This window comes from Ruegeria sp. BI11, from assembly GCF_056538005.1.
In genome coordinates this window covers 96,386-121,325 of the sequence record NZ_JBQFSM010000004.1, presented here as the reverse complement: position 1 = coordinate 121,325, position 24,940 = coordinate 96,386, and the positions used below count along the sequence as shown (strand labels likewise).

The following is a 24,940-nucleotide window of genomic DNA, read 5'->3' as shown; positions in this document are numbered from 1 at the left end:
CGCCCTAACCCTGCATCCCGGCAGCGGCCTGCGCGTAACCACCCGAGGCACCGTCGACGAAATGCACATGGTCATCGCGCGTGGCCGAGGGTACAAAACAGGTCATCATCGCCTCGTCCTGTGCGTACAGGCCATAGCGCACCTTGCCCTGCCCGCGCGCCTGTTCCAGCATTATCTGGATTTGCGACAATGTGGTCGGATCGCAATCCAACGTCATTTTCAGCCCGTCATCGAATTTGCGGAAATCGGCGTTGCGACTGACCATGTGTTTGTAATGCTCCGGGTCGAACTGACCCAAACGCTTGCCACTTTTGAACAGCAGCGCAATCAGCAGGTTTTGCCCCAACAATTTGAGTTTCTGAGCAAGCAGGTTGCGACCGGCCCGTGAAACACGGGCGTCCAACGTAGTATCCGGGGGTGGCCAACTGATCGGCGGGCCGTTTTCCGGCACTGGGTGGCCTGCGCGCTCCAACCGCTCGGCCGCGGACAGTACGGAATGAGCCAGATCGGCAAAATCGCTTTCGGTCGCTTTGGCAGTTGGCTGCACCACAACCGAGACGATTTTTCCATGCCGCGCCCTGCTGTTAGACCATCGACAAGACAGGCCGGTCAGGTCGGGCAGCGCGCCCGGGTCAGCGAGAGGCACTTCGAACTGACCTTCTTTCATCTGCGCCTCGGCCCAGGCCAGCCCACCACCTGAAAACATGGCGTAATCCACCCCGTCAGACGGAGCATAGCGGGCGACCCGCAGGTCTTTACCCGCCATGCGGATTTCGGACACAGGCACCACAGCCCCACGCAAGGTGATCGCGAATTCTTCGTCCGCCCAGCGCCGAAGTTGGGCCAGGACCGTGCGGGCTGTGTCAACCGCGCTGGCGGGGATGGCAAATCCAGCCCCATCGCCGCCAAAGACATAAGGAAACTCCTGCCCCTTCAACCCGTTGATCATGCCCGAGATCACGGCAGCGCCGACCATATTGACGGTTTTATAGCGCCCCTTTGCAATCTCACCGGTGGAATCAACGATATCGGCAACGCCCAGCGCCCAGTCATCGGGCACAGCGGTGAACCGCGCGGGCTGAGCCAGGCGGGTAAAGTCCCTTTGCAAAGGAAGGCTGTCATAAAAGGCGGCCTGTGCGTCTTTCATCTGCACCTCGGGGTGATGGGTAATTGGAAAGATAGCCCGAATGAGAACGCTGTCCGGTGAAAACATCATAGCACACGTGCTTGTGTGATGCACCGAGACGTGCCAAGCATTTCCGCGCAGGCTGGGGAAAAGGGGCGTTTCATGCAGGCAGGTCTGGTGGTCTTGTGCCTGGGCTATGTGCTCAGCCAGTTCTTTCGCGCCTTTCTGGCCGTGCTCAGCGTTGATCTGGGCCGCGATATCGGAGCCACGCCCGAGGATCTGGCCTTTGCCTCGGGGCTTTGGTTTCTGGTCTTTGCAGCGATACAGCTGCCAGTGGGCTGGGCACTGGACCAAATCGGGCCGCGCCTCACTTCCGCGATTCTTTTGCTGGTGGGAGGCGCGGGCGGAGCGGCCCTGTTTGCCGTGGCCACTACACCGTTTCACGTTGCCATCGCCATGGCGCTGATCGGGATCGGGTGCTCTCCAGTATTGATGGCGTCCTATTACATCTTCGCACGGGAATACCCGCCGGCACAGTTTGCGACTCTGGCAGCTGTGATGATCGGGGTTGGCTCGGTCGGCAATCTGGTGGCCTCGTACCCCACCGCGCTGGCAGTCGAGTTGATCGGATGGCGGGCCACGATGTGGGTTCTGGCGCTGGTCTCGGGGGTCATTGCACTGGGCATCTGGCTCACCGTGCATGACCCCAAACGGGTCGAGACAGAACACAGGGGATCGGTGCTGGATCTGCTAAAAGAGCCCGCGCTTTGGGCGATCCTGCCCCTGATGCTGGTCTCCTATGCACCCTCGGGCGCCACCCGAGGGCTGTGGGCCGGGCCGTATCTGAGCGACGTTTTCAACCTCAGCACCACTCAGATAGGCACGGCGACCCTGATCATGGGCGCGGCGATGATTGCGGGCACCTTTGTATATGGGCCGTTGGACCGGATGCTGGGCACACGGAAATGGGTGATTTTCGGTGGCAATTCTTTGGGTGCGGTGGCGTTGGTTCTGTTGAGCCTGTGGGTCGACAATGCGGTCTGGGTCTCGATACTACTGATGGCGGTGTTCGGCTTTCTGGGGGCCAGCTTTCCGGTCATCATGGCGCATGGCCGTGCCTTTGCCCCACCCCATCTGGTGGGGCGCGGCATGACCTTGCTGAACCTGTTTGGTGTCGGCGGTGTGGGCCTGGCGCAATTCGTCACCGGTCGCATCCACGCAGCCACGGTAGACATCAGCCCGACCGCACCCTACACAGCGATATTCGGCTTTTTCGCAGTCACGCTTGCCATCGGCTGTGTGATCTATCTATTCAGCCGCGACAGCATAGACTGATCCCGCCTCGGATCGTCCGGTATGGAGAGCTCAATGCAGGATATCGAAGTTCTGGCGCCAAACCTGAAACATAGTCTTTCAGGTGTGACCACAACTGTTATCCGGCTGCTGCCGATACAGGCAAAGATGATCAACATCCGCGCCACGGGGCCAGGGTTGCCGGACAATATCCCACATATTCCCCTTTGGAAGACTCTGTTTCTACCCAATCGAGCCCCCATTGTCTGGCATGCCCGCCGCAACACTGAAATGCTGATGGGGCTGTTTCTAAGGTCGGTATTTCGCCGTAACTACAAGCTGCTGTTCACATCTGCGGCCCAGCGCGACCATTCAGGGTTTACCAAGAAACTGATCTCGAAAATGGATGCGTTGATTGCTACGACGCCGCAGGCGGCCTCGTTTCTTGAGCATCCGTCCAAGGTGATCATGCACGGTGTCGATACGCAGATTTTCCAACCGGCCGAGGATAAGGAGGATAAGGATGCCCTGCGCGCCAAGCTTGGATTGCCCACAGGGACGTTGATCGGGTGTTTCGGGCGCATTCGGCCCCAGAAAGGCGTCGATCTGCTGGTGGATGCTGCGATCAAGGTGATGCCCTCGTTTCCCGATGCCAAAATCGTCTTTACCGGCAATGCCACAAAAGAGTTCGAAACCTTCCAACGCGAACAGGAAGACAAGCTGGAACAGGCCGGGCTGACGGACCGTGTCCGGTTTCTGGGCGAACGCCCGTGGGAGGAGATCGTCGAAACCTATCGAGCGCTGGATTTGTTCGTCGCCCCGGCCCGCCACGAAGGGTTCGGCCTGACCCCACTCGAGGCAATGGCATCGGGTGTTCCGGCCATTGCCTGCCACGGTGTCGGTGCCTTTAGCGCGCAGATTCAGGACGGTGTGACCGGTCGTCTGGTGGAAAAAGACAACGTTGATACGCTGGCCCAAGCCCTGCACGACATGCTGAGAGACCCGGATAAAATGGCCGCCGCCGGAGCCGCCGCCCGCCAGCATATCGAACAGAATTTTCGAATCGAGGGCGAGGCGGAAGAGATCGTTAAGGTATACAGATCACTGTTAGCGCAAGACTGAGACCAGAAACGCCTCAAATCGCCGTCATCCTCGGAATATTAACGCGATTCCTCTTTTTTCTTTGCTGCAACGCGGCTATGAACGCGCGTCCTTAACTTTGGAGACATGAAATGGGCTATCGCGTCGTAGTCGTCGGCGCCACGGGTAACGTGGGCCGCGAAATGCTTAACATCTTGGCGGAACGCCAGTTCCCCGTCGATGAACTTGCCGCTCTGGCAAGCCGTCGTTCGCTGGGCACCGAGGTTAGCTTTGGCGACACGACACTCACTACCAAGGACCTGGACACGTTCGATTTCACCGGCTGGGACATGGCACTGTTTGCCGTGGGTTCCGAGGCCACCAAGGTCTACGCCCCAAAGGCGGCGGCGGCTGGCTGCGTGGTGATCGACAATTCGTCGCTCTATCGCTATGACCCGGACATTCCTCTGATCGTGCCGGAATGTAACCCAGAGGCGATCCACGACTATAAGAACAAGAACATCATCGCCAACCCCAACTGCTCAACCGCGCAGATGGTTGTCGCGTTGAAGCCGCTGCATGACCGTGCGCGCATCAAGCGCGTTGTCGTGTCGACCTATCAGTCGGTTTCAGGTGCCGGTAAAGAGGGGATGGATGAGCTGTGGGATCAGACCAAGGCTATCTACAACCCTACCACCGAAGTTGAACCGAAGAAGTTCCAGAAACAGATCGCCTTCAACGTCATTCCGCAGATCGACGTCTTCATGGAAGACGGCTCGACCAAGGAAGAATGGAAGATGGTGGTCGAGACGAAAAAGATCGTCGACCCGTCGATCAAAGTCACCGCAACCTGCGTCCGCGTACCGGTTTTCGTTGGCCACTCCGAGGCCGTGAACATCGAGTTCGAAGAGTTTCTGGACGAAGACGAAGCCCGCGATATCCTGCGCGAGGCACCGGGTATCATGGTGATCGACAAGCGCGAGGCCGGTGGCTACGTCTCGCCCATCGAATGCGCGGGCGATTTCGCCACGTTCATCAGCCGTATCCGTCAGGACTCGACGATTGAAAACGGCATCAACCTGTGGTGCGTGTCCGACAACCTGCGCAAGGGTGCTGCATTGAACGCAGTACAAATTGCCGAGCTTCTGGGCCGTGAGGTTCTGAAAAAAGGCTAAACTGGCCTTTCGAATGTGCCATGTTGGATGACGTGGCACATTCCACTTCTGCCTGTTGACAAAGACAGGCTGGCTTGTCACCAAAATGGCGCGCTTTGACAGCGAGACATGTGACACAGCAACCCACATGCATTGCCCCGCACAAAGCGACAGAGGCAGAGCATGCGTTTCTTGAATAAACACAGGATTGTACGAAACCTGACCATTGGATGCGCGAGCATGCTGATGGGGTTGGTTGTCATTGGCTTTACCGGACCATTCATTGCTGCCGGGGACTCTTTTGCCCTGTTTCGCCCACTGGCGGGTGTATTGCTGATACCTTGCGCCGTGGTGTTGCTGTGCTTGCGTGCAAGATACTTCGCTTTGAGCTCAACAGCCGTTGCCATCATCGCCATAGGATCAATTGCCACCAGCTATGCTGCGCCGTCTGAGGATTGCAATGGTGCCTGCCTGACGTTGTATCAAAAGAACCTTATGAGCAAAGCCTGGCCGCGGTATCCATTGGCCGACGACATTATAGAATCCAATGCTCAGATCGTGACCTTGCAGGAAGTATCCAGTCACAATCGCCAATACATGAAAAACATGTTCGAGCATTACCCGGCAAAAACGATCTGTGAGTTCCGCCCCGAACAAAACGTCGCCATCCTGACGACATTGCCAATTGTCGAAAATTCCGAATTTTGTCTGGAAGGCTATGGGCTTGTCGGTTTGCAGGTCAAAGCTCCGGGCAATGGCCTCGTATGGGTGGTATCTGTACACCTGAATTGGCCATTTCCTTACAACCAATCCAAACAGAGCCAAGTGATTGCTGACCGCATCAAAAAGCTTGAAGGCCCGGTTCTGATTGCCGGAGATTTCAACATGGTGCCCTGGGGCGAAAGCGTCCAGCGGATCGCAGCGGCAGCAGACAACCAGAGTTTCGGAACCATCCTGAACACCCATAACCGCGGCAGCTGGCAGGTACCCTTGCCGATAGACAACCTTTTATTCCCTAAAGGAACGACCGGAACGGTCGAGTTGCGCCCATTTATGGGATCAGACCATCTTGGAAAACTCGCCCGCATTCGGTTGGAATAGTCTGCACGTCCATTGCGCGTCTTGTTGCGCGCACCTAATGCAATGATGCAGAAGACTAACTGTTATCTTCAACCAGTATCTTGAGATTGGCTAGCCCGCTTTCGTAATCCCCGCCGACCCAATTATCCATCATCAACCCCATCCAGCGTGCCATCGGGTTTATCCCAAGGTCGGACTCGAACCCCCAGGTCACATGTGTCTGATCGCCTTCGGGCGTCAGCTGAAACGACGCCGACGCGGTGCCCATGGGCCCGAAATCCAGCGCGGTTCTGACGGTTTGATCCGGCACGCTCTCGACAATCTCTTGCGTGCCGCTGCCGACTTGCGGATGTTCGGAACTCCAACTCAGGGTATTGCCCACCCCGGCTTCGGGGCCGCTATAAGACAGTTGCGTTTCCGGATCGCGTGCCAGCCAGGGCGACCATTTCTCGGTCTCTTGCATCGAATTCACATAAGGAAAGATGACGCTGGCCGGGGCGTCTATAGTAATGCTGCGCGACACGACGGGTTTCCCAGGCAGCAGGTACGAAACGCCGACCAAAAGCAAAACAAGACAGATCAGAAAAAGAAGAATACGTTTGATAACTCGCATAATGCGCCCTCGATCCAAATCCGGATCAGCCCACTATATCAAAAAAGGGCGCTGAATCAGAGGCCTGATCCCCCGCCCTTAGACCGCGTAGCGCGTCGGTGCCGGTCAAACGGCGACCAATTTCCTGCGGGTCATTACGCTTTTCTGTATCAAGGCTGGTACGGCAAGGAGGAGTGATGCAGCACAATCCGCAGCACGCCTTCGGCGTCTTTCTTGTAGCCAAAGCTCTTGTCAACCTGCGTGACGTTGCCATCTTTATCAGTCAGCTTGACCATGCCCATCCACATCCCGACATCACCTTCGACAAAAGAGGCAGACGTTGCGGTTTCCATCGAGCGCCAGCCCTTTATTCCAAACCCGCCGTCCAACGGATATTCAGCGTCATGGCCAACAAAATAGGCGAGCGCGCCATGGCGTGTCGGGCGAAATGTCTGATCCCCCGAGGCCATGGTCGGCTTAAACAGAACCGGTCCTAGATTGTAGCCATAAGCCGCGTCCAGAACATCTTCGGCAACCGGGCGGGCTGCATCGATACCGCCCTCTTCATAGGCCTTTGAGATGGCAATCAACCCATCACCCCAAGCAGTGCGGGCAGCGGTCAGTTCATCGGTGGTAATAGACATGTTCGTGTCCCTGATTTGTTCGCTGGGGCGTCCTCTACCCTGAATTCGAAGAAAATTCGAGCCATTATCCTGCTCTGCGGCAAGGTTTTACAAAGGAATTCGCCGCCAATGTCACGTTATGCCGTGGGGGCATAATAATTTGGGGTGAATGTGGTGGATAAGATACTCACGCTTGAACACAAAGAAACCGTCCGCTTGGACTCGGACAGGCTGAATGGGCTGTACCGGCAACTGGGTGACAAGAACGCGCTGGACGTGCTGTGCCGCACGGTCGAGGAACTGGCTGTGCGCCTGTCGAACTGCGAACGGTTCTGGCGGCAACGCGACTGGGCCGGGCTGCGCAAATGCGCGCGGTCGCTAGTCGCCATCGCAGAACAGATCGGCATGGTTGCACTGGTCCGTGTCGCCGGGGATGTGGCGCAATCGGTGGATGCTGGGGATGCCGTGGCCACTGGTGCCACCCTGTCGCGACTGATCCGTGTGGGTGAAAAATCGCTGACCGTGATCTGGGATCAACAGGATCTTTCGGTCTGACGGGGCTTGCGGACAGGCCGTGGGTAGCTAGGCTGGGCGCAAATCGAACAAGCCGAGTTTTCCATGACCCTGTCCTTTGCTTCCCCCTCAGACCTTTCGCTACCGCTGCATGTTATTGCGCAAACCGACCTGGACGGTTGGCTGAACAACTACCCGGACCATGTGGCAAGTTGGATCAAGGCGAGTGGCTTTAACGGCGCGTTGGGTCAGGTGGCCCTGATCCCCGGGCCAGATGGAGCCCCGTATTTTGCGGTGGCGGGGTATGGCAAAGCAGGTGGCCGTGCGCGCAAGCGGTTTCCTCTGGCCGCTGCCGCCGAAAACCTGCCTGAAGGCACCTATCGCATCGCTTCGGGCGTACCAGCTGAGGCGCTGGAGACCGAATGCCTGGGCTGGTTGCTGACCGGCTATGGGTTTGACCGCTATGCCAAGCAATCTCCGGCCAAGGCCCGGTTGGTCGCGCCCGAAGGCGTCGACGCCACGCGGATCGAAGTTTTGGCACAGGCTGAAGCCCTGACCCGCGATCTGGTCAACACTCCCACGGCGGATATGGGCCCGGACCAGTTGCAGGCCGCCGCCGAAGCGTTGGCACAGGAATTTGGAGCCTCGTGCAACATAATTCGCGGCGCGGAACTGCTAGACCAGAACTTTCCCATGATCCACGCGGTTGGCCGGGCATCCACGCAGGACCCTCGTCTGATCGAGATGAACTGGGGCAGCGCCGGTCCCAAGCTAACGCTGGTCGGGAAAGGCGTGTGTTTCGACACCGGGGGGTTGAACCTGAAACCCGGCAACTCGATGGGTCTGATGAAAAAGGACATGGGCGGTTCGGCGAACGTTCTGGGTCTGGCCCGGATGATCATGGCATTGGAACTGCCGCTGCAATTGCGGGTGCTGATCCCGGCGGTTGAAAACTCGGTGGCGGGAAACGCATTTCGCCCCGGCGATATCCTGACATCACGCAAGGGTTTGACGGTTGAGATCAACAATACAGATGCCGAGGGACGGCTGGTGCTGGCCGATGCGCTGACGCTGGCGGATGAAGGGGAGCCGGATCTGGTGATCTCGATGGCCACGCTGACGGGTGCTGCGCGGGTCGCCGTTGGCCCCGATCTGGCACCTTTCTACACAGACGACGAAAGCGCCGCCGATGCCTTGGCACAGGCAGGCAAGCAAGCCGCTGATCCGGTCTGGCGGATGCCGTTCCATGAACCCTATGAGGCGATGATCGAACCCGGTATTGCCGATCTGGACAATGCGCCTTCGGGCGGGTTTGCAGGCTCGATCACCGCCGCACTGTTCCTACGCCGGTTTGTAGGCGATAGACGTTATATGCACTTCGACATCTATTCGTGGCAGCCCAGCAAGGCTCCGGGCCGCAGCAAAGGTGGCCTCGGTCAAGGCCCCCGCGCCCTGCTGACTGCCCTGCCCGAGATTCTGGACCTATGACCCAACAGCGCATCATAATACCCGTCGCCGACCTGTTACGCCGCCCGGATGGCCCACGGGATCGGCAGCTGTTATTCGGCGATACGGTCACCGTGGTCGAAACACAAGATGACTGGAGCCGAGTGACTGCTGACAAGGATGATTACTCTGGCTGGGTAACCTCGGATCAGTTGGGCGCATCAGTGCCCAATACGCATTGGGTCACCGCCCCTGCGACCCATGCCTATGCAGAACCGGATATGAAAAGCCCAGACCGCGTTTCGCTGAGCTTTGGCAGCCGCGTGCAGGTTTTATCGGAACAAGACCGGTTTCTAGAAACGGAACTGGGCTTCATCCCTGCCGTGCACGCCAAACTCAACGCGACCCGCCTGACTGATCCGGTATCCGTGGCCGAGCTGTTTCTGGGCACACCCTATCTTTGGGGCGGCAACAGCCGGTTCGGGCTGGATTGTTCCGGCTTGGTGCAAGCTGGCCTACTGGCCTGCGGCACGCCGTGCCCCGGCGACAGCGGCGATCAAGAGCGTGAACTGGGCGAAGCCCTGACCGCAGGAACGGAACCGAAACGCGGTGATCTGCTGTTCTGGAAGGGTCACGTGGCGTGGGTCTATGGAGAAAACATGCTGTTGCATGCCAATGCCTATCATATGGATGTAACGTTCGAGCCGATGGATCAGGCAATCACGCGCATTCTGGAACAAGGCGATGGGCCGGTGACCGCCCATAAACGGCTCTAATCAAGGTCAACCGAGCGGATCAGCTTACGCTCCAGCACCCTCAGAACCGTGCGTAAATCCTGGCCGCGTTTCAGGATGCGACCATCCATGCCAACCACCGAATACATCCCCTGCCTTTGCCGCAAACGCGGATGTTTCTCGACCCGGTATATCGGATGTTCTGCCGTTCTTCGAAAGATGGAGAACACCGCCATGTCGCGCAAGTTGGAAATTCCGTAATCGCGCCATTCTCCGGCGGCGACCATCCGGCCATAGACGGACAGAATATGGGACATCTCGTGCCGGTTAAACGCGACGGGCATCTGGGCCGAGTTTGCAGAAAACCGGCTGGGAGGCTGCATGTTCATACCCCAAGCCTTGCCGGAAATCGCGTTTGAATCAAGCCCAAGCACAAAATGGTGTGATATTTTGGTCCGTCGTGTGTTAGCGCCGCCCAACCTGACGGCAGATCAGAATCACCGGCAGCAATCCCACCGCAAGGATCACCAGCGAGGGTACGGCGGCACCCTCCAACCGCTCATCCGAGGCCAGCCGATAAGCCTGCACCGCCAGCGTATCAAAGTTGAAGGGCCGCATGATCAGGGTAGCGGGAAGCTCTTTCATCACGTCTACAAAGACGATCAGCAGGGCCGTTAGCAGCGAGGGCGTCAGGATCGGCAGATGCACCCGTCTCAGCGTTCCCAACGGGGTTTGACCCAGAGACCGGGCAGCAGCGTCCATGTTGACATGCACCGTGCTCTGCCCGCCTTCATAAGCGCTGAGCGCAGCGGCCAGAAATCGCACCATATAGGCGGCGATCAACAGCCAGATAGACCCGGTGACAAGCAGCCCGGTCGATATATCAAACGTTTCGCGCATCCAGGCATCCAGCGCGTTGTCGAAACTGGCGAAAGGCACCAAAAGGCCCACCGCGATCACTCCACCCGGCACTGCATAACCTAACCGCGCGACATACCCCGCCGTAGCCGACGCTTTGCCCGGGCGCAGCCGTTGATAGAATCCGATACATATCGCCGCAAAAACGGTGACGACGGCGGCCGTGCCTGCCAGTGTTAGCGAGTTCTGGATAAACCCGATATAGCGCCGCGACAGCAGGTTTTGTTCGGATTCAAGCCCCATCTGAACCAGAATGAACACCGGCAGCAAAAACCCCAACAGCACCGGAATGGCACACAGCGTGAAGCCCGCAACCGCAAACCAGCCTTTTATCGGTGTTGCAGGCAGTGGGGCATGACTTTTACCCGCCTGATAATACTTTGCCCTGCCCCGCCGAGTGCGTTCGATCACGGCCAACAGCAAGGCAAAGCCCAGCAGGCACATGGCCAGCTGCGCGGCAGCGGCGCGATCTCCGATCGAAAACCAGCTGGTATAGATACCGGTGGCAAAGGTCTGGACGCCAAAATAGGCCACGGTGCCGAAATCAGCGATGGTCTCCATGATCGCCAGCAGAACGCCTCCGGCAATTGCCGGGCGCGCCATCGGCAAAGACACATGCCAGAACGCCAGCCACGGGCTTTTTCCCAACGCCCGAGCGGCCAGAAAAGCGGTCGAGCTTTGCTGTAGAAAGGCGGCGCGGGCCAGCAAATAGACATAAGGATACAGAACCAGGATCAGCATCACCGCTGCCCCCCCAGTCGAGCGGATCTCGGGGAACCAATAGTCGCGCGGACCCCAGCCGGTCACCTCACGCAGGGTAGTCTGAACAATGCCGGGGTGATCCAGAATGAACGTATAGGCATAAGCCAGAACATAGGCCGGAAAGGCCAGTGGCAGGACCAGAGCGATCTCAAGAAAACGTACGCCGGGAAAGCGGGTCATTGTCACCAGCCAGGCCGCGCCCACGCCGATGCAAAAGGTCCCGATGGCCACCAGTACCACCAAAATCATCGTCGTCAGTGCATAACCCGGCAGCACGGTATCCAGCAGATGCGAGATCGTTTCAGTCCCGCCCGTCACCGCCGCCAGAACAACTGCCAACATTGGCAGCAGACAGGCCGCCGCCACCAGATAGGCGACCACGGCCACCAACCGGGTGCCAAACACGCCCCGATTGCGCGTTCCGTGTTCTGAATATTCGATTTCGGTCATGCGGTGTCTTAACTCGGTGGTAGGTTGCCTTTTCGACTAAATTTGTCGGAATTTCCAGCACCAATACACCTCTCAAATCATCTCGACGTACAATTAGTGGCTCAGGCTTAAAGAGGAATTCCTGACTTGCAGCGCTCTGGCAGATCAGATCCAGCTGAACACAGAGTTTGAAACTGGCAATTTGATGATACATAGAGCGCTTCTCACATTATCGCTTGTAGCCTTCCAGAACCTGCCCGTAAGTGCGGATATCGGCGATAATTCCGAATTTACAGAAAAATGCCTGATGCCGGGCGCAATCGAATTGGAGAATTCGACCCTAAATTGGAAAAACATCAGGTTTCTGGAAGAACTGGATTTCTGTCTGCTTTCCGTGGCCGAGTTATTTTCTGATGCAGAAAAACTGATCGACTGGATGGCCGCGAGCGGCTTCCATGTTTCAAAACCGATCAGTCAGTCAAAAACTGTAATGAGGATTGGGCACAACTATGACGGAGAGGGTGTAATTGTTGGAGGCGTGATCCTAAAGAACGAACTCGAATGGAGCATGCATCCTTTGAAGTCACTTTTCGCTTACAGTCTGTATTCCAGCTTCGTACTACGTGATGATGGATTTCCTATACGTGTAAATAGTGTTCTGAATCGCAAATGAGCGACGGCACCTGAGACCAGCCTAATGCAAGTTGAGTGCGGCGTGTGATCCACCGCTGCCGCATTGAGCCCTTTCACTCGTAGACCCGCTGATCCTCGATCACCAAACCGTCTTTGGGCAGCGAGCCGGGGGCGACGACCTCGATCGCACCTTTCAGTTTCAACACCTCGATCACGGATTTGGCATAGGTCACGTCATCGTCGCGCGGGCTTTCGATCTGAACGGTCATCGTGTCCATTTCCCCTTGTCGGGCTGCAATAACGCGGGCTTTGACGATCTCATCATGCTTTTCGACCAGCGCGGCCACCTGCTCGGGCCGTACGAACATACCCTTGATCTTGGTGGTCTGATCGGCCCGGCCCATCCAACCCTTGATCCGCGCGTTGGTACGCCCGCAGGGAGATTGCCCCGGCAGGATGGCCGAAAGGTCTCCAGTGGCGAACCGGATCAGCGGATAGTCGGGGTTCAGCGAGGTCACCACGACCTCACCGACCTCACCTTGGGCCACCGGGTTTCCGGTGCCCGGCGTGACGATCTCGACAATTACATGCTCGTCGATGATCATCCCCTCCATCGCAGGGCTTTCATAGGCGATATTGCCAAGATCGGCAGTGGCATAACACTGTAGGCAGGAAATACCCCGGTCGGCATAATCCTTACGCAACGATGGGAACAGCGCACCCCCGCCCACTACGGCGGTGGAAAAGTTCAGCAGCACACCCATCTCATCCGCTTTATCCAGAATAACCTTCAGGTAATCCGGCGTACCTGCGTAGGAGGTACAACCCACGTCCCGCGCCGCAGTGACCTGCAACTCCGTCTGGCCGGTGCCCGCTGGCAGAACGGCTGCTCCAACAGCTCGTGCGCCGCTTTCGAAAATCATCCCTGCCGGTGTTAGGTGATAGCCGAAACAATTATGGACGATATCACCGGGCCCGACACCCGCCGCATGCAGGAACCGACCCATGCGCCACCAGTCGGGATCAGTACTGCCGGGTTCGTAGATCGGGCCGGGGGATTGAAACACATGGTGAAAATGCCGTGCCGGAGTGACCGTGAAGCCGCCAAACGGCGGGCGCGCCGCCTGCGCTTGTGCCAGATCGGATTTGCGCAGCACCGGCAGTTTCACCAGATCCTCGGCCGAGGCAACCGCATCACATTCAACCCCTGCCAGATGCGCCGCAAAACCGGGCGCAGACAGCGCCCGTTGTATTTGAACACGCAAGGCCTGTGCCTGATCGGCAGTGCGCTGATCGGCTGAACGGGTCTCGAGCGCGTCGTAATAGTTCGTCATGACCAGATCCTCCATCCGCTTACAGCCACCTCTTGCGGCGGCGATACGAACGCACATCGCGGAAGCTTTTGCGCCCCTCATCGGACATGCCCAGATAAAATTCTTTCACATCCGGGTTTTCACGCAGATCTGCTGCCGGACCGTCCATCACCACGCGACCCGATTCCAGAATATAACCGTAATGTGCAAACCTTAGAGCCACATTTGTGTTCTGTTCGGCCAGCAGGAAGGACACGCCTTCTTTCTCGTTCAGATCCTTGACGATGCCGAAAATCTCTTCGACCAGCTGCGGCGCAAGACCCATCGAGGGCTCGTCCAGCAGGATCGTTTCCGGCCGAGACATCAGCGCCCGGCCCATTGCCACCATCTGCTGTTCCCCACCCGAAGTATAGCCCGCCTGCGAGCGGCGGCGCTCCTTGAGTCGCGGGAAATAGGAATACACAAGCTCAAGATCCTGCTGAATCGCCGCGTTGCCATCCTTGCGGGTATAGGCCCCGGTCATCAGGTTTTCCTCGACCGTCAGGTGTTCAAAACAATGGCGGCCTTCCATCACCTGAATGACGCCCTTTTCCACTAGATCGGCCGGATCGCTTTCATGCACGCTGGTGCCGCGATAGGTGATCGTGCCCTTGGTGACTTCGCCGCGCTCCGACTGCAGCAGGTTCGACACCGCCTTGAGCGTTGTGGTCTTGCCCGCCCCATTGCCGCCCAGCAATGCGGTGATCCCGCCCTTGGGCACAGTCAGGCTGACGCCTTTCAACACAAGGATGACGTGGTTGTAGATCACCTCGATATTGTTGACTTCCAACAGGGTTTCGGCCTGTACATCGGTGGTTTGTGCCGCATCCAGCATCAGTGAACCCTCATGCCATGTGTTCTAAGTGTGGGGCGGCGGTCTGCCGCCACCCCGGTTCTTGTCGCGCCTTAGTTGCAGCGCCCTTCGAGGTTGTTCTCCGACGCGTAAGCCGCGGAATCTTCGTCGATCAGCGCGCCGATCACCTCGGCATCTGTGGGTTTGAAGTCGGAAATGACATTCCACGTTTGCGCAGATGCATCCCATTGCGTGACACCGACCAGACCGGGACCACCGTGGTTTTCACAGCTAACGTCGAATGTCGGACCAAAACCGCTCATGCCAAGTTCGGCCATTCTGTCCTCGGTGATGCTGAGCGCTTCCATGCCATCGCGCATCATGACAGGCGTAATGTCGGCGACGCCGTGAATTTCCTGCGCTGTTCTGATGGCTTCGGCTGCCAACATCGCGGCATAAACCGCGCGGTTGTACTGAACAGTTCCGACCTTATCACCGGCACCGGCCGCTTTGCCTGTTTCGTGGACATATTTCTTGATGTCGTCGAAGACAGGAAAGTCATCACCCGTTGCGGTAAAGGCCAGCGCCTTATAGCCGTTGGATGCCTCACCCGACGGAATGACATCGGGCTCAGCCCCGGACCACCAGATGCCGATCATGTTCTCCATCGGGAAACGGATGTTCGCGGCTTCCTGAATGGCGACCTGGTTCATAACGCCCCAGCCCCAGAGAATGACATAATCGGGCCGATCCCGGCGAATTTGCAGCCACTGGGATTTTTGTTCCTGACCAGGGGAATCGACTGGCAGCAGGGCAAGCTCGTACCCATGCTTTTTGGACAGTTCTTCCAGCGTGCGGATCGGCTCCTTGCCGTAGGCCGAATTATGATAGACCAGCGCGACTTTCTTGCCGCTCAGGTCACCGCCGTTTTCCTCCAGCAGGTGATTGATCGCACCGGATGCGCCGTTCCAATAGTTGGCCGGATAGTTGAACACCCATTCAAATACTTTGCCGTTGGCCGCCGAAGTCCGACCATAACCCATCGTGTGTAGCGGAATGCCATCCGCAGAAACCTTTGGGATCAACTGATAGGTAATCCCGGTCGACAGCGGCTGATAGACAAGAGACCCTTCGTTTTTTGTGGCCTCATAGCATTCGACGCCCTTTTCGGTCGTATACCCGGTTTCGCATTCGACCATGCGGATCGGCACGCCGCCGATGCCGCCGTCACGCTCATTCAGCATCGTGAAATAGTCGTTGTAGCCATCCGAGAATGGAATGCCGCCAGCGGCAAATGGGCCAGTACGATAGCTCAGATCGGGGATCACAAGATCCGCCATGGCCGGAGCTGCAGCCATCAGGGCGCTCAGCGCCGCGGTTGCCAGTTTCAATTTCATCGGGTGTCTCCTCCCTTGGTTGGTCCGATGTTTGGGTCGGGCTTTGCACCCGTTATTTGATTGGGCCTGCCCCTTAGTGCGGGAACGGCCAGAGTCTGAGTTTCTCTTTCGCCACGCGCCACAGCTGCGCCAGACCGTGTGGTTCCAGGATCAGGAACATGACGATCAGCGCACCGACGATCACCAACTGCAGATGCGCCACGATATCGGTGGGCCAACCCAGCCAGTCAGCGCCAACTACCTTCAGCACCACGGGCAGCAGTACCAGAAACGCCGCCCCCGCGAATGAGCCAAAAATAGACCCTAATCCGCCGATAATGATCATAAACAGCACCAGGAATGATTTCTGGATGCCAAAAACTTCGCCCACTTCGACCGCGCCCAGATAGACCGCAAAGAAAAGCGCCCCGGCGATGCCCACAAAGAACGAGCTGACGGCAAAGGCGGTCAGTTTCGCCTTCAGCGGGTTTACCCCGATGATTTCGGCGGCGATATCCATGTCACGGATCGCCATCCAACTGCGCCCCGTGGTGCCGCGCGTCAGGTTGCGCGCGATCAGGGCGCTGATAGCCAGGAAGATCAGGCAGAACAAATAGGTCGCCCAGGCCGGAGCATTCGGACCGGTGATAATGATACCAAACACATCCCGCTCGGGCGCGTTGATTTGGCCCGAAGCCGAGTAGTTGTAGAACCACGGCACCCGGTTGAACAGCCAAACAAGAAAAAACTGTGCGGCCAGTGTCGCCACTGCCAAGTAGAATCCCTTGATCCGCAGGCTTGGCAGGCCGAACAACACGCCAACAATGGCGGTGATCCCACCGGCGAGGATGACGTGGATAAACATGCTGACATCGGGGAAAGCAGTCATCAACTTGTAGCAGGCATACGCCCCGACGGCCATGAAGCCCCCGGTGCCTAGGCTGACCTGACCGCAATAGCCGACCAGAATGTTCAGTCCGATCGCTGCAATCGCATAGATCAAAAACGGCAACAGCAGTGCGTTGGCCCAGTAATCATTGATGAGGAACGGAATGATCCCAAAGGCTACCGCCACCACGACATAATATCGATACCGGTCGAACTTGATCGGGAAGGTCTGGTTGTCATCGACGTAGGAGGTTTTGAAATCCCCGGCCTCACGGTAGAACATGACTTACTTCTCCCACTCTTCCTGCGCCCGGTTACGGGCCTCGGTATTCAGTTGGTTCGTGCCTTTGGCGTAGCCGCTCACCTCGGAATTGCGCACCAGTTTCATGTAGGCCAGAACGCCCGTGATCAGCCCTGCAAAAGCCAGTATCGCAGCGACCACCAACTGGCTTTCGGTCAAGTCGTCCGAGGTGACGGCGATATACCCAAAGGCCCAAAACCCGGCCCATGCAATGACATTGATGATGGCGATCAGTTTGGTCATGCCCTACACCCTCTCGATAATTTTCTCACCGAAGAGACCTTGGGGTCGGAACACCAGGAAGATCAACGCCAGAACATAGGCAAACCAGTTCTCGGTCGCGCCGCCGACCAGCGGGCCGATGGCGAACTCGAACAGTTTCTCACCCACACCGATGATCAATCCACCGACGATGGCACCGGGGATCGAAGTAAACCCGCCCAGCATCAGCACCGGCAGCGCCTTGAGCGCGATCAGCGACAGCGAAAACTGTACGCCCGACTTGGTGCCCCACATGATGCCGGCCACCAGCGCCACGAACCCGGCCACTGACCAGACCATGATCCAGATGAAATTCAGCGAGATACCCACCGAAAGTGCTGCCTGATGGTCATCGGCCACTGCGCGCATCGCCCGGCCCTGCTTGGTATACTGGCTGAACGCCACCAGTGCAGCCACCAGCAGCGCCGCAATCACGGTCGCCACGATGTCCAGATTGTCGATGAAGAAGCCGTAACCGAAGATGTTAAAAGTGCTCTCGTCAATCCACAGGTTGATGCCCTGCGGCAATCCCACATCCAGCGTCTTGATCTCGGACCCCCACATCAGGTCGGCAACGCCTTCAAGGAAATAGGCCAGACCGATGGTGGCCATGAACAGGATAATCGGCTCTTGCCCCACCAGATGGCGCATGACGAACCGTTGCACTGCCCAGGCCAGTAGCACCATCACCGCCATGGTCATCAGGATCGCCAGCAACGCCGGAACGGTCCAGCCGAAATCATGCACATGAGTGCCGAATGTCGCGTTGATCAGATGCGCAAAAGGCACCTGCCCGTTCATGATCCCAACCAGCGTCATCGCAGCAAACAGCGCCATAACCCCTTGTGCATAATTGAAAATTCCGGACGCCTTATAGATCAGCACAAAGCCCAGCGCGACCAGCGCATACAGCACCCCGGCCATCAGACCGTTGAGGATGACCTCCATCGCGAATACGAGTTGTTCAGGCATCTGCGCCTCTCCCCATGTCTGTCCGATGCTCAGTCATGACTGACCCCCAAATAAGCGTCGATGACGTCCTGGTTGCTGCGCACCTCATCCGGGGTGCCGTCGCCGATCTTTTTGCCGTAATCCATCACGACCACGCGGTCGCTCAGGTCCATCACCACGCCCATATCGTGTTCGATCAAAGCAATGGTGGTGCCAAATTCGTCATTTACGTCGAGGATAAAGCGGCTCATGTCCTCTTTCTCTTCGACATTCATACCGGCCATCGGCTCATCCAGCAGCAGCAGCCTGGGCTCTGCCGCCAAGGCGCGTGCCAACTCGACCCGTTTCTTCAGACCATAAGGCAGGCGCGATACCGGCGTTTTGCGGATGTGCTGGATTTCCAAAAAGTCGATGATTTTCTCGACAGCCTCGCGGTTTTCGACCTCTTCCGCCTCGGCTTTTCCCTTCCACCAAGCCTGCTGAAAGATATTGGTCTTCATGAAGTTCAACCGCCCGGTCATGACGTTGTCCAGAACGCTCATGCCTTCAAAAAGGGCAATGTTCTGGAACGTCCGGGCGATGCCCTGACGGGCCACCTCATAAGGGCGCATCTGCGGGCGTTTCGATCCATGAAACCAAACCTCACCCTCTTGCGGAACATAAAACCCTGAGATCACGTTCAGCATCGAGGATTTGCCAGCCCCGTTCGGGCCGATGATGGCGCGAATCTCACCCTCGCGAATGTCGAACGAAATATCCTTGATCGCCACCACACCGCCAAAGCGCAGGGTGATGTTTTTCATCTCCATCACCACGCCGCCGATCTTGCGGCCGTCTTCGGTGACATATCCTTCGGAACTATCAAGCATCGTTCACCCACTTCACTACACGGTTCAAAAATAGACAGCTAATCACGCCTGCACCGAGATATCCGTAGATCGCGCCGCCGTCGAAAGCCTTCGCGGGGTAGGCGAAAGCGCAGATAACACCAACCAATCCACCAATGATCGCACTAGTTACATAGGAAAGAGCGCTTGGAGTTCGCTCTGAAACAAAAACGACTGTTCCAGCGCCAATGCCCATCGACAATGCAACTAATAATACCGGGACCATAAACATCATTCCGCGGCCACTTTATGCTGTGCGACCGGCACCACCGGCGCATCCACGATCTCCAGCGTCGCGCTGATCGATCCCTTGCGGCCGTCCTCATAAGTCACTTCCGTTGTGGTCGAGATCGTCTCGGACCCGTCATACAGCGCCGCGATGATATCGCTGAACTTGTCCTCGACAAACCCGCGCCGCACCTTCCGCGTACGGGTCATCTCGCCATCATCTGCATCCAGTTCCTTGTGCAGAACCACAAAGCGGTGCACCTGGCAGCCCGAGAGCATCTCATCCGCGGCAACGGATTTGTTTACCGCTTCCACATGGGATTTGATCGTCTCTAACACGCGGGGATGTCCTGCCAATTCCTGATAAGAGGCATAGGCGACATTGTTTCGCTCGGCCCAATTGCCCACTGCCGTCAGGTCAATGTTGATGAAAGCGACGCAGTGATCACGGCCATTGCCAAACAGCACAACCTCGAGGATATCGGGATAAAACTTCAGCTTATTCTCGACATATTTCGGCGCGAACATCGACCCGTCGGCCATTTTGCCCACATCCTTGGCCCGGTCGATAATGCGCAGATGGCCGGTGTCTTCCTCAATAAAACCAGCGTCCCCAGTGGCCACCCAACCTTCGGCATCCTTGGTCGAAGCAGTCGAGTCCGGGTTTTTGAAATACTCAACAAAAACCCCGGGCGAGCGATAGTGAATCTCACCATTGTCGTCGATTTTCAGTTCCACATCTGGCGCTGGAACGCCAACCGTATCCGCACGCACTTCGCCATCTGGTTGTACGGTGATGAAAACGGTGGCCTCGGTCTGGCCGTACAGCTGTTTCAGATTGATGCCGAGTGAGCGGTAGAAATCGAAAATCTCCGGTCCAATCGCCTCACCCGCCGTATAGCCCACCCGGAACCGGCCATAGCCCAGTGTATCCTTCAGCGGACCGTAGACCAGCAGATTGCCCAGCGCGTATTTGATACGGTCACCAAACCCAACCGGCTTACCGTCCAACAACAATCCTCCGACCTTCTTCGCATGGGCCATGAAGTGATGGAACATGCGCTGCTTCAGCTTGCCCGCATCCTCCATCCGGATCATCACATTGGTCAGCTGCGTCTCGAACACACGCGGCGGGGCGAAGAAATAGGTCGGCCCGATCTCGCGCAGATCGGTCATCATTGTGTCGGCACTTTCGGGGCAGTTCACGCAGAAGCCGCACCAATAGGCCTGACCGATCGAAAAGATGAAATCACCCACCCAAGCCATCGGCAGATAGGACAGGATATCTTCATTCCGGTTCAAATGATCGAACTCGGCAGAGTTCTTTGCACTTTCAATAACGTTCCGGTTCGACAGGACCACGCCTTTCGGCTTACCAGTGGTGCCCGAGGTATAAAGCATCACGCAGGTATCGTCGTAAGTGATCGCGGCAATGCGCTTATCCAACTCGGCGTCAAACCGTGCGTGACCGGCACGGCCCTCGGCCATGATGTCGTCCAGCGCATTCATTTGGGAATGGTCGTATTTCCGCATCCCCCGCTTGTCGGTATAGAGGATGTGTTTGACCTGATGCAGGTTTTCCTGAATCTCGATGACTTTATCGACCTGTTCCTGATCACCACAGACGACGTATTTCGCACCGCAGTGTTCCAGCACATAGGCCATCTCTTCGGCCACTGCGTCCTGATACAGCGGAACCGGCACCGCACCGACCATCTGCGCGGCCACCATCGACCAGTAATGCGCCGGGCGGTTGCGGCCGATCACAGCAATGTGGTCACCCTTTTCGACACCAAGCTCCAAAAATCCCAGTGCCAGCGCCCGGACTTCCTTGGCTGTCTCAGCCCAGGTCCAGCATTGCCAGATGCCGAATTCCTTTTCCCGATAGGCCGGGGCGTCCCCGAACTGCGTCGCATTGCGGTGTAGCAGCGCAGCAAGGGAGTGCATCCCCGCGGCGCCCGACTGCGTCTGAGCCAATCTTCCTCTCCTCCCCATCCGGCCCCTCCTAGGGCCGGAAATGGCGGGTCCAGGTTGAATCCCTGAACGCCAATGCCCCGATAAGGGACGCGAGAAAGATCAGCGTCAACTTTTTCCTGATGTTTTCTCAATTCTTACGAATTGTAACAGGGGAGGGGACCGTTCCACCAATGTCGAAATTCCGGCAGCACTCAGAACACAAATGCTAAACAGCCTATCGGGGCCATTCAAAGCGCAATGCTTCACACCCTCTTCTTTGTTACGTAGGGTGTCCACATATATTCGATAATTGGTAGGCGAATGAAAATTAAAGCAAAAAGTAGCGCGTTGATAACCGGACTGGTGAGCCTATTGCTTTCCACTATCGTAAGCAGTGGTGCTGCGGCGAAGGTGTTCGTGGTAATCGACAACACATTTGAGGTTACTACTCATGGAGCGCAGGTAAAGGAGCTGGGAAACAACTGGCATCAACTTGTCACATTTCACAAAGTGGTAAGGGTCAAAAATAGAGCGTATGCCTGCGTTGGTTATCTGGGTAATGTTCCGAGAAAAGAGTTCTTGGAAAAAGCCAAACTTTTTTCAGGCAATACAGCGATCAAGACACAACTCGGAAGCGCGACCTGGCTGGTCAATGAACTGAAGGTGATTTCCGAGAGAAAACGCTCTAATGTGAGACTTTTGGGAGCCATGGCCGCGCCAGCAGATATCAATCTAGTTACTGGCTCAAAAGTTAAATGTCTCAAGGGCGTGAAATGGCAAGACAGTTTCACTTCTGAACCTTCTAAGCTTGAAATCCCAGATAAAGTGTGGGTCAAACAGTGACATCGGCGATGTTGAGTTAGCTAGGCACAGGATTCACAACCAATCCCTCAAAATCGGGATTAAAGGCACATCAGCAGCCGGCATTGGGTAATTGCGCAGATCATTCGCGCGGACCCATTTCAATGCCTGACCCTCCTTAGATTGCGGAATGCCTTCCCATTTGCGGCAGGCAAACAGTGGCATCAGCAGGTGGAAATCGTCATAGCTGTGGCTGGCAAAGGTTAGCGGGGCGAGGCACGAGGCCCAGGTATCGATGCCCAGTTCCTCATGCAATTCGCGGATCAACGCGGCCTCGGGGGTTTCGCCGGGCTCGATCTTGCCGCCGGGGAACTCCCACAAGCCTGCCATGGATTTGCCTTCCGGGCGCTGCGCCAGCAAGACCCGGCCCTCGATATCGATCAGGGCGACAGCAGACACTAATACGGTTTTCATGGCCGCAATCCCGGACGCAAAACCGGGCTCCACTTTTGCTGGAATTGCTCCGGTTTCACGAGCGATAATCCGCGTTGATCTCAATGTATCCGTGGGTCAGGTCGCAGGTCCAAACGGTGGATTTGCCCTCGCCCAGACCCAGATCGACCGAGATCACGAGGTCCTGACTTTTCATATAGGCGGCGGCGGCGTCTTCACTGTAACCGGGGCTGACCCAGCCTTTTTCGGCTACCAGAATGTCGCCGAAAGAAATGCTTAGCAGGTCGCGATCCGCTGCGGCACCGGATTTCCCGATGGCCATGACCACGCGGCCCCAATTCGGGTCCTCGCCCGCGATGGCGGTTTTCACCAACGGAGAGTTGGCGATTGCGAGCCCATGCACCTTGGCATCCGCGTCCGAGGCCGCCCCGGTCACTCGGATTTCTACGAATTTCGTGGCCCCTTCACCGTCGCGCACCACTTGCTGCGCCAAATCCAACATCACACCTTCCAGCGCGTCAGCAAAGGCAGCGTTGCCCGTCGCATCCACACCCGACGCCCCGGTTGCGCACAGCAAAAGACAGTCGGAAGTCGAGGTGTCGCTGTCCACGGTGATGCAGTTGAAGGTCCGGTCGGTCTGCGCGCCCAGCATTGCCTGCAGCGCGGATTGTTCGACCTGCGCGTCGGTGAAGATGTAAACCAGCATTGTCGCCATATCCGGGGCGATCATGCCTGACCCCTTGGCAATCCCCGCAATAGAGACTGTTTTGCCATCAATCTCGACCTGCGCCGAAGCTCCTTTCGGGAAGGTATCCGTGGTCATGATGGCCCGCGCCGCGTCCTCGACCGCGTGACGGCTCAGGCCCGCTTTCAGGGTCTCAAGCTGCGACACGATGCGGTCATGGGGCAGCGGCTCACCGATCACGCCAGTGGACGAGGTAAAGACCCGCGCAACCGGAACACCAGTTGCGCTGGACACGGCCTGCGTCACCTCGGTCACCGAGGTCTGACCATAGTGGCCGGTAAAGGCATTGGCATTGCCCGAATTCACCAGGATCGCCGCAGGCCCGTCACTGGCGCCGCCGATCTTGTCCTGACAGTCCAGAACCGGGGCCGCGCGTGTGGCAGATCGGGTAAACACTCCTGCCACCGAGGTGCCGGGGTCCAATACCGCCAACATGACATCGGTGCGGCCCTGATAGCGCACACCGGCCTCGACGGTGGCAAATCGCACACCATCTATCGCGGGCAGATCGGGAAAAGCCGCCGGGGCCAGCGGGGAAACCTTGGTGATAGTGGCCACGAGGGTTACTCCTGAATCAGTTCGATCTGACGCAGCGCTTCAGGGCCAGCGCCCTCGGCGGCGGGGCGGTCGATGTCAGCTTCGCGGGTCAATTCGTCGATCCGCGCCTGAATGACACCCTGCTGCAGGGTCTGAGTCAGCTCAGCACGCACTTGTTCCAGCTCGGGCGCTTCGGTTTTGCGCTTGTCGTTCAGGGTGACCAGATGCCAGCCGAACTGAGTTTGCACTGGCTCGGATACCTGCCCCTTGTCCAACGCAATCACGGCCGCCTCAAATTCCGGAACCATCTGGCCCGGTCCAAACCAGCCCAGCTCACCCCCGTTCGGGCCTGACGGGCCCGTGGAATGTTCTTTGGCCATCTCAGCAAAGTCAGCGCCATCATCCAGCTGCGCCTTGATGTCCTTGGCTTGATCTTCCGTTTCCACCAGAATATGGCTGGCGTTGAACTCATCCGCGCCTTCGAAATCCGCATACTGGGCGTCATACGCCTCCTGAATCACGTCGTCAGTCAGATTTTCGTCGATCAGTGCATCTACCGTCTGCACTGCCCGCAATGAACGTTCCTCGTTTTCAAGGGCCAACCTGTTCAGTTTACTTAGCGCCTCCTGCTGTTGGCTCAGCAATTGCTGCTGGATCATCTGGTCTAAGATCAGATCATACAGAACGTCATCTTCGATCTGCTGATATTGCTCGGGCAGAGCGGCCGCGGTGGCGATGACGTGACCCAATGTGATCTCATCCCCGTTTACGCGCGCGACCACGGTGGCAGCATCAGGCTTAGTTTCGGCGGCCAATGGCAGGGCCAGCACGGCAGCAAACGCCAGAGATGGCAGAAAAGTGAGGCCTTTGGGCATGGAATCATCCTATTTCTTTGCCGCGACAGGGCGCGGCGTTGACACTCTGGGACCTGCCGCTTACATCGCTTTGAAGCCTTGGACAGGGCCGCCTTTCACCCCCCGTATCTATGGGTTGCGCGCAAGGTGGGCAAGCCTGTCGCAACCAAGACA

Annotated in this window: 26 protein-coding genes; 9 read left to right on the top strand and 17 right to left on the bottom strand. The window is 57.4% G+C overall.

The genetic code is table 11. The annotated features are described in order from the left end of the window. Positions 1-4: 4 nt before the first annotated feature. Positions 5-1,147 carry a DUF3095 domain-containing protein gene (locus tag ACR0DT_RS11095; RefSeq protein WP_480711024.1) on the bottom strand — a complete coding sequence of 381 codons (1,143 nt, stop codon included), beginning with the start codon at positions 1,145-1,147 and terminating at the stop codon, positions 5-7. Between the two features lie 141 nt (positions 1,148-1,288). Between ACR0DT_RS11095 and ACR0DT_RS11090 the strand changes: the two genes are divergently transcribed. The 4 genes from ACR0DT_RS11090 to ACR0DT_RS11075 all read left to right on the top strand — a co-directional run bounded on the left by ACR0DT_RS11090 (position 1,289) and on the right by ACR0DT_RS11075 (position 5,754). Then, positions 1,289-2,461: an MFS transporter gene (locus tag ACR0DT_RS11090; protein ID WP_480710796.1), complete on the top strand. Its 1,173-nt coding sequence runs from the start codon at positions 1,289-1,291 to the stop codon at positions 2,459-2,461. A 33-nt stretch (positions 2,462-2,494) separates the two neighbouring features. Beyond that, a complete protein-coding gene (locus ACR0DT_RS11085) occupies positions 2,495-3,541 on the top strand; it encodes a glycosyltransferase family 4 protein (protein ID WP_480710795.1) in 1,047 nt (348 codons plus the stop codon). A 110-nt stretch (positions 3,542-3,651) separates the two neighbouring features. After that, entirely contained in the window at positions 3,652-4,674 is a 1,023-nt protein-coding gene (locus ACR0DT_RS11080; RefSeq protein ID WP_480710794.1) for an aspartate-semialdehyde dehydrogenase, read from the top strand. 162 nt (positions 4,675-4,836) lie between these two features. Continuing rightward, entirely contained in the window at positions 4,837-5,754 is a 918-nt protein-coding gene (locus ACR0DT_RS11075) for an endonuclease/exonuclease/phosphatase family protein (RefSeq protein ID WP_480710793.1), read from the top strand. A 55-nt stretch (positions 5,755-5,809) separates the two neighbouring features. On the opposite strand, the gene ACR0DT_RS11070 is transcribed toward ACR0DT_RS11075, so the two are convergent. Next, a complete protein-coding gene (locus ACR0DT_RS11070) occupies positions 5,810-6,256 on the bottom strand; it encodes an SRPBCC family protein (RefSeq protein ID WP_480710792.1) in 447 nt (148 codons plus the stop codon). 239 nt (positions 6,257-6,495) lie between these two features. Next, positions 6,496-6,969 (bottom strand): phosphoribosyl-AMP cyclohydrolase, encoded by a 474-nt coding sequence (locus ACR0DT_RS11065; protein WP_480710791.1) that lies wholly within the window; start codon positions 6,967-6,969, stop codon positions 6,496-6,498. Between the two features lie 144 nt (positions 6,970-7,113). Between ACR0DT_RS11065 and ACR0DT_RS11060 the strand changes: the two genes are divergently transcribed. From ACR0DT_RS11060 to ACR0DT_RS11050, 3 genes are all read left to right on the top strand, one after another. After that, entirely contained in the window at positions 7,114-7,503 is a 390-nt protein-coding gene (locus ACR0DT_RS11060; RefSeq protein WP_480710790.1) for a hypothetical protein, read from the top strand. A gap of 63 nt (positions 7,504-7,566) precedes the next feature. Continuing rightward, a complete protein-coding gene (locus tag ACR0DT_RS11055) occupies positions 7,567-8,949 on the top strand; it encodes a leucyl aminopeptidase family protein (protein WP_480710789.1) in 1,383 nt (460 codons plus the stop codon). Further along, complete coding sequence (locus tag ACR0DT_RS11050; protein WP_480710788.1) at positions 8,946-9,683, top strand: C40 family peptidase; 738 nt, start codon at positions 8,946-8,948, stop codon at positions 9,681-9,683. The genes ACR0DT_RS11055 and ACR0DT_RS11050 overlap by 4 nt, the downstream gene beginning before the upstream one ends. Here the strand turns inward: ACR0DT_RS11050 and ACR0DT_RS11045 are convergent. Both ACR0DT_RS11045 and ACR0DT_RS11040 read right to left on the bottom strand, forming a co-directional pair. Continuing rightward, complete coding sequence (locus tag ACR0DT_RS11045; protein WP_170349615.1) at positions 9,680-10,030, bottom strand: DUF2794 domain-containing protein; 351 nt, start codon at positions 10,028-10,030, stop codon at positions 9,680-9,682. The two genes, ACR0DT_RS11050 and ACR0DT_RS11045, sit on opposite strands and share 4 nt — an antisense overlap. 76 nt (positions 10,031-10,106) lie before the next feature. Continuing rightward, on the bottom strand, positions 10,107-11,771 hold the full coding sequence (locus ACR0DT_RS11040) for an ABC transporter permease (RefSeq protein WP_480710787.1): 1,665 nt from the start codon (positions 11,769-11,771) through the stop codon (positions 10,107-10,109). 184 nt (positions 11,772-11,955) lie between these two features. On the opposite strand from ACR0DT_RS11040, the gene ACR0DT_RS11035 reads away from it, so the two are divergent. Next, positions 11,956-12,423: a hypothetical protein gene (locus ACR0DT_RS11035; RefSeq protein ID WP_480710786.1), complete on the top strand. Its 468-nt coding sequence runs from the start codon at positions 11,956-11,958 to the stop codon at positions 12,421-12,423. A 73-nt stretch (positions 12,424-12,496) separates the two neighbouring features. Here the strand turns inward: ACR0DT_RS11035 and ACR0DT_RS11030 are convergent, their stop codons facing one another. From ACR0DT_RS11030 to ACR0DT_RS10990, 9 genes are all read right to left on the bottom strand, one after another. Then, positions 12,497-13,717 (bottom strand): phenylacetate--CoA ligase family protein, encoded by a 1,221-nt coding sequence (locus tag ACR0DT_RS11030; protein WP_480710785.1) that lies wholly within the window; start codon positions 13,715-13,717, stop codon positions 12,497-12,499. A 19-nt stretch (positions 13,718-13,736) separates the two neighbouring features. Then, a complete protein-coding gene (locus ACR0DT_RS11025) occupies positions 13,737-14,570 on the bottom strand; it encodes an ABC transporter ATP-binding protein (protein ID WP_480710784.1) in 834 nt (277 codons plus the stop codon). A 71-nt stretch (positions 14,571-14,641) separates the two neighbouring features. Continuing rightward, positions 14,642-15,925 (bottom strand): ABC transporter substrate-binding protein, encoded by a 1,284-nt coding sequence (locus ACR0DT_RS11020; RefSeq protein WP_480710783.1) that lies wholly within the window; start codon positions 15,923-15,925, stop codon positions 14,642-14,644. A 73-nt stretch (positions 15,926-15,998) separates the two neighbouring features. Next, complete coding sequence (locus tag ACR0DT_RS11015) at positions 15,999-17,075, bottom strand: branched-chain amino acid ABC transporter permease (RefSeq protein ID WP_480710782.1); 1,077 nt, start codon at positions 17,073-17,075, stop codon at positions 15,999-16,001. Between the two features lie 3 nt (positions 17,076-17,078). Continuing rightward, the gene (locus tag ACR0DT_RS11010; RefSeq protein ID WP_480710781.1) at positions 17,079-17,336 is read right to left on the bottom strand and encodes a hypothetical protein; all 258 of its coding nucleotides are present in this window, start codon (positions 17,334-17,336) and stop codon (positions 17,079-17,081) included. A gap of 3 nt (positions 17,337-17,339) precedes the next feature. Next, positions 17,340-18,326 carry a branched-chain amino acid ABC transporter permease gene (locus ACR0DT_RS11005; RefSeq protein WP_480710780.1) on the bottom strand — a complete coding sequence of 329 codons (987 nt, stop codon included), beginning with the start codon at positions 18,324-18,326 and terminating at the stop codon, positions 17,340-17,342. Between the two features lie 29 nt (positions 18,327-18,355). Beyond that, complete coding sequence (locus tag ACR0DT_RS11000; RefSeq protein WP_480710779.1) at positions 18,356-19,174, bottom strand: ABC transporter ATP-binding protein; 819 nt, start codon at positions 19,172-19,174, stop codon at positions 18,356-18,358. Then, complete coding sequence (locus ACR0DT_RS10995) at positions 19,167-19,427, bottom strand: hypothetical protein (protein WP_480710778.1); 261 nt, start codon at positions 19,425-19,427, stop codon at positions 19,167-19,169. The genes ACR0DT_RS11000 and ACR0DT_RS10995 overlap by 8 nt, the downstream gene beginning before the upstream one ends. Then, positions 19,424-21,367 (bottom strand): AMP-binding protein, encoded by a 1,944-nt coding sequence (locus ACR0DT_RS10990; RefSeq protein WP_480711023.1) that lies wholly within the window; start codon positions 21,365-21,367, stop codon positions 19,424-19,426. Before ACR0DT_RS10990 ends, ACR0DT_RS10995 begins: the two co-directional genes overlap by 4 nt. Before the next feature lie 330 nt (positions 21,368-21,697). Here ACR0DT_RS10990 and ACR0DT_RS10985 point away from each other — a divergent pair, with 330 nt between their 5' ends. Then, positions 21,698-22,219: a hypothetical protein gene (locus ACR0DT_RS10985; RefSeq protein WP_480710777.1), complete on the top strand. Its 522-nt coding sequence runs from the start codon at positions 21,698-21,700 to the stop codon at positions 22,217-22,219. 33 nt (positions 22,220-22,252) lie between these two features. Here ACR0DT_RS10985 and mutT read toward each other — a convergent pair whose 3' ends face one another. The 3 genes from mutT to ACR0DT_RS10970 are packed head-to-tail and all read right to left on the bottom strand — an operon-like array spanning position 22,253 to position 24,787. Continuing rightward, on the bottom strand, positions 22,253-22,651 hold the full coding sequence (gene mutT / locus ACR0DT_RS10980; protein WP_170334201.1) for an 8-oxo-dGTP diphosphatase MutT: 399 nt from the start codon (positions 22,649-22,651) through the stop codon (positions 22,253-22,255). 55 nt (positions 22,652-22,706) lie between these two features. Beyond that, positions 22,707-23,933, bottom strand: a complete 1,227-nt coding sequence (gene argJ / locus ACR0DT_RS10975; RefSeq protein WP_480710776.1) for a bifunctional glutamate N-acetyltransferase/amino-acid acetyltransferase ArgJ — start codon at positions 23,931-23,933, stop codon at positions 22,707-22,709. Positions 23,934-23,938: 5 nt separating this feature from the next. Continuing rightward, positions 23,939-24,787, bottom strand: a complete 849-nt coding sequence (locus tag ACR0DT_RS10970; RefSeq protein WP_480710775.1) for a peptidylprolyl isomerase — start codon at positions 24,785-24,787, stop codon at positions 23,939-23,941. Positions 24,788-24,940: the final 153 nt, after the last annotated feature.

Coding starts and splice junctions, on each gene's coding strand:
- ACR0DT_RS11095 (WP_480711024.1), bottom strand. CDS start 1,147: ATGAAAGACGCACAGGCCGCCTTTTATGACAGCCTTCCTTTGCAAAGG.
- ACR0DT_RS11090 (WP_480710796.1), top strand. CDS start 1,289: ATGCAGGCAGGTCTGGTGGTCTTGTGCCTGGGCTATGTGCTCAGCCAG.
- ACR0DT_RS11085 (WP_480710795.1), top strand. CDS start 2,495: ATGCAGGATATCGAAGTTCTGGCGCCAAACCTGAAACATAGTCTTTCA.
- ACR0DT_RS11080 (WP_480710794.1), top strand. CDS start 3,652: ATGGGCTATCGCGTCGTAGTCGTCGGCGCCACGGGTAACGTGGGCCGC.
- ACR0DT_RS11075 (WP_480710793.1), top strand. CDS start 4,837: ATGCGTTTCTTGAATAAACACAGGATTGTACGAAACCTGACCATTGGA.
- ACR0DT_RS11065 (WP_480710791.1), bottom strand. CDS start 6,969: ATGTCTATTACCACCGATGAACTGACCGCTGCCCGCACTGCTTGGGGT.
- ACR0DT_RS11055 (WP_480710789.1), top strand. CDS start 7,567: ATGACCCTGTCCTTTGCTTCCCCCTCAGACCTTTCGCTACCGCTGCAT.
- ACR0DT_RS11050 (WP_480710788.1), top strand. CDS start 8,946: ATGACCCAACAGCGCATCATAATACCCGTCGCCGACCTGTTACGCCGC.
- ACR0DT_RS11045 (WP_170349615.1), bottom strand. CDS start 10,030: ATGAACATGCAGCCTCCCAGCCGGTTTTCTGCAAACTCGGCCCAGATG.
- ACR0DT_RS11040 (WP_480710787.1), bottom strand. CDS start 11,771: ATGACCGAAATCGAATATTCAGAACACGGAACGCGCAATCGGGGCGTG.
- ACR0DT_RS11035 (WP_480710786.1), top strand. CDS start 11,956: ATGATACATAGAGCGCTTCTCACATTATCGCTTGTAGCCTTCCAGAAC.
- ACR0DT_RS11030 (WP_480710785.1), bottom strand. CDS start 13,717: ATGACGAACTATTACGACGCGCTCGAGACCCGTTCAGCCGATCAGCGC.
- ACR0DT_RS11025 (WP_480710784.1), bottom strand. CDS start 14,570: ATGCTGGATGCGGCACAAACCACCGATGTACAGGCCGAAACCCTGTTG.
- ACR0DT_RS11020 (WP_480710783.1), bottom strand. CDS start 15,925: ATGAAATTGAAACTGGCAACCGCGGCGCTGAGCGCCCTGATGGCTGCA.
- ACR0DT_RS11015 (WP_480710782.1), bottom strand. CDS start 17,075: ATGTTCTACCGTGAGGCCGGGGATTTCAAAACCTCCTACGTCGATGAC.
- ACR0DT_RS11010 (WP_480710781.1), bottom strand. CDS start 17,336: ATGACCAAACTGATCGCCATCATCAATGTCATTGCATGGGCCGGGTTT.
- ACR0DT_RS11005 (WP_480710780.1), bottom strand. CDS start 18,326: ATGCCTGAACAACTCGTATTCGCGATGGAGGTCATCCTCAACGGTCTG.
- ACR0DT_RS11000 (WP_480710779.1), bottom strand. CDS start 19,174: ATGCTTGATAGTTCCGAAGGATATGTCACCGAAGACGGCCGCAAGATC.
- ACR0DT_RS10995 (WP_480710778.1), bottom strand. CDS start 19,427: ATGATGTTTATGGTCCCGGTATTATTAGTTGCATTGTCGATGGGCATT.
- ACR0DT_RS10990 (WP_480711023.1), bottom strand. CDS start 21,367: ATGCACTCCCTTGCTGCGCTGCTACACCGCAATGCGACGCAGTTCGGG.
- ACR0DT_RS10985 (WP_480710777.1), top strand. CDS start 21,698: ATGAAAATTAAAGCAAAAAGTAGCGCGTTGATAACCGGACTGGTGAGC.
- mutT (WP_170334201.1), bottom strand. CDS start 22,651: ATGAAAACCGTATTAGTGTCTGCTGTCGCCCTGATCGATATCGAGGGC.
- ACR0DT_RS10970 (WP_480710775.1), bottom strand. CDS start 24,787: ATGCCCAAAGGCCTCACTTTTCTGCCATCTCTGGCGTTTGCTGCCGTG.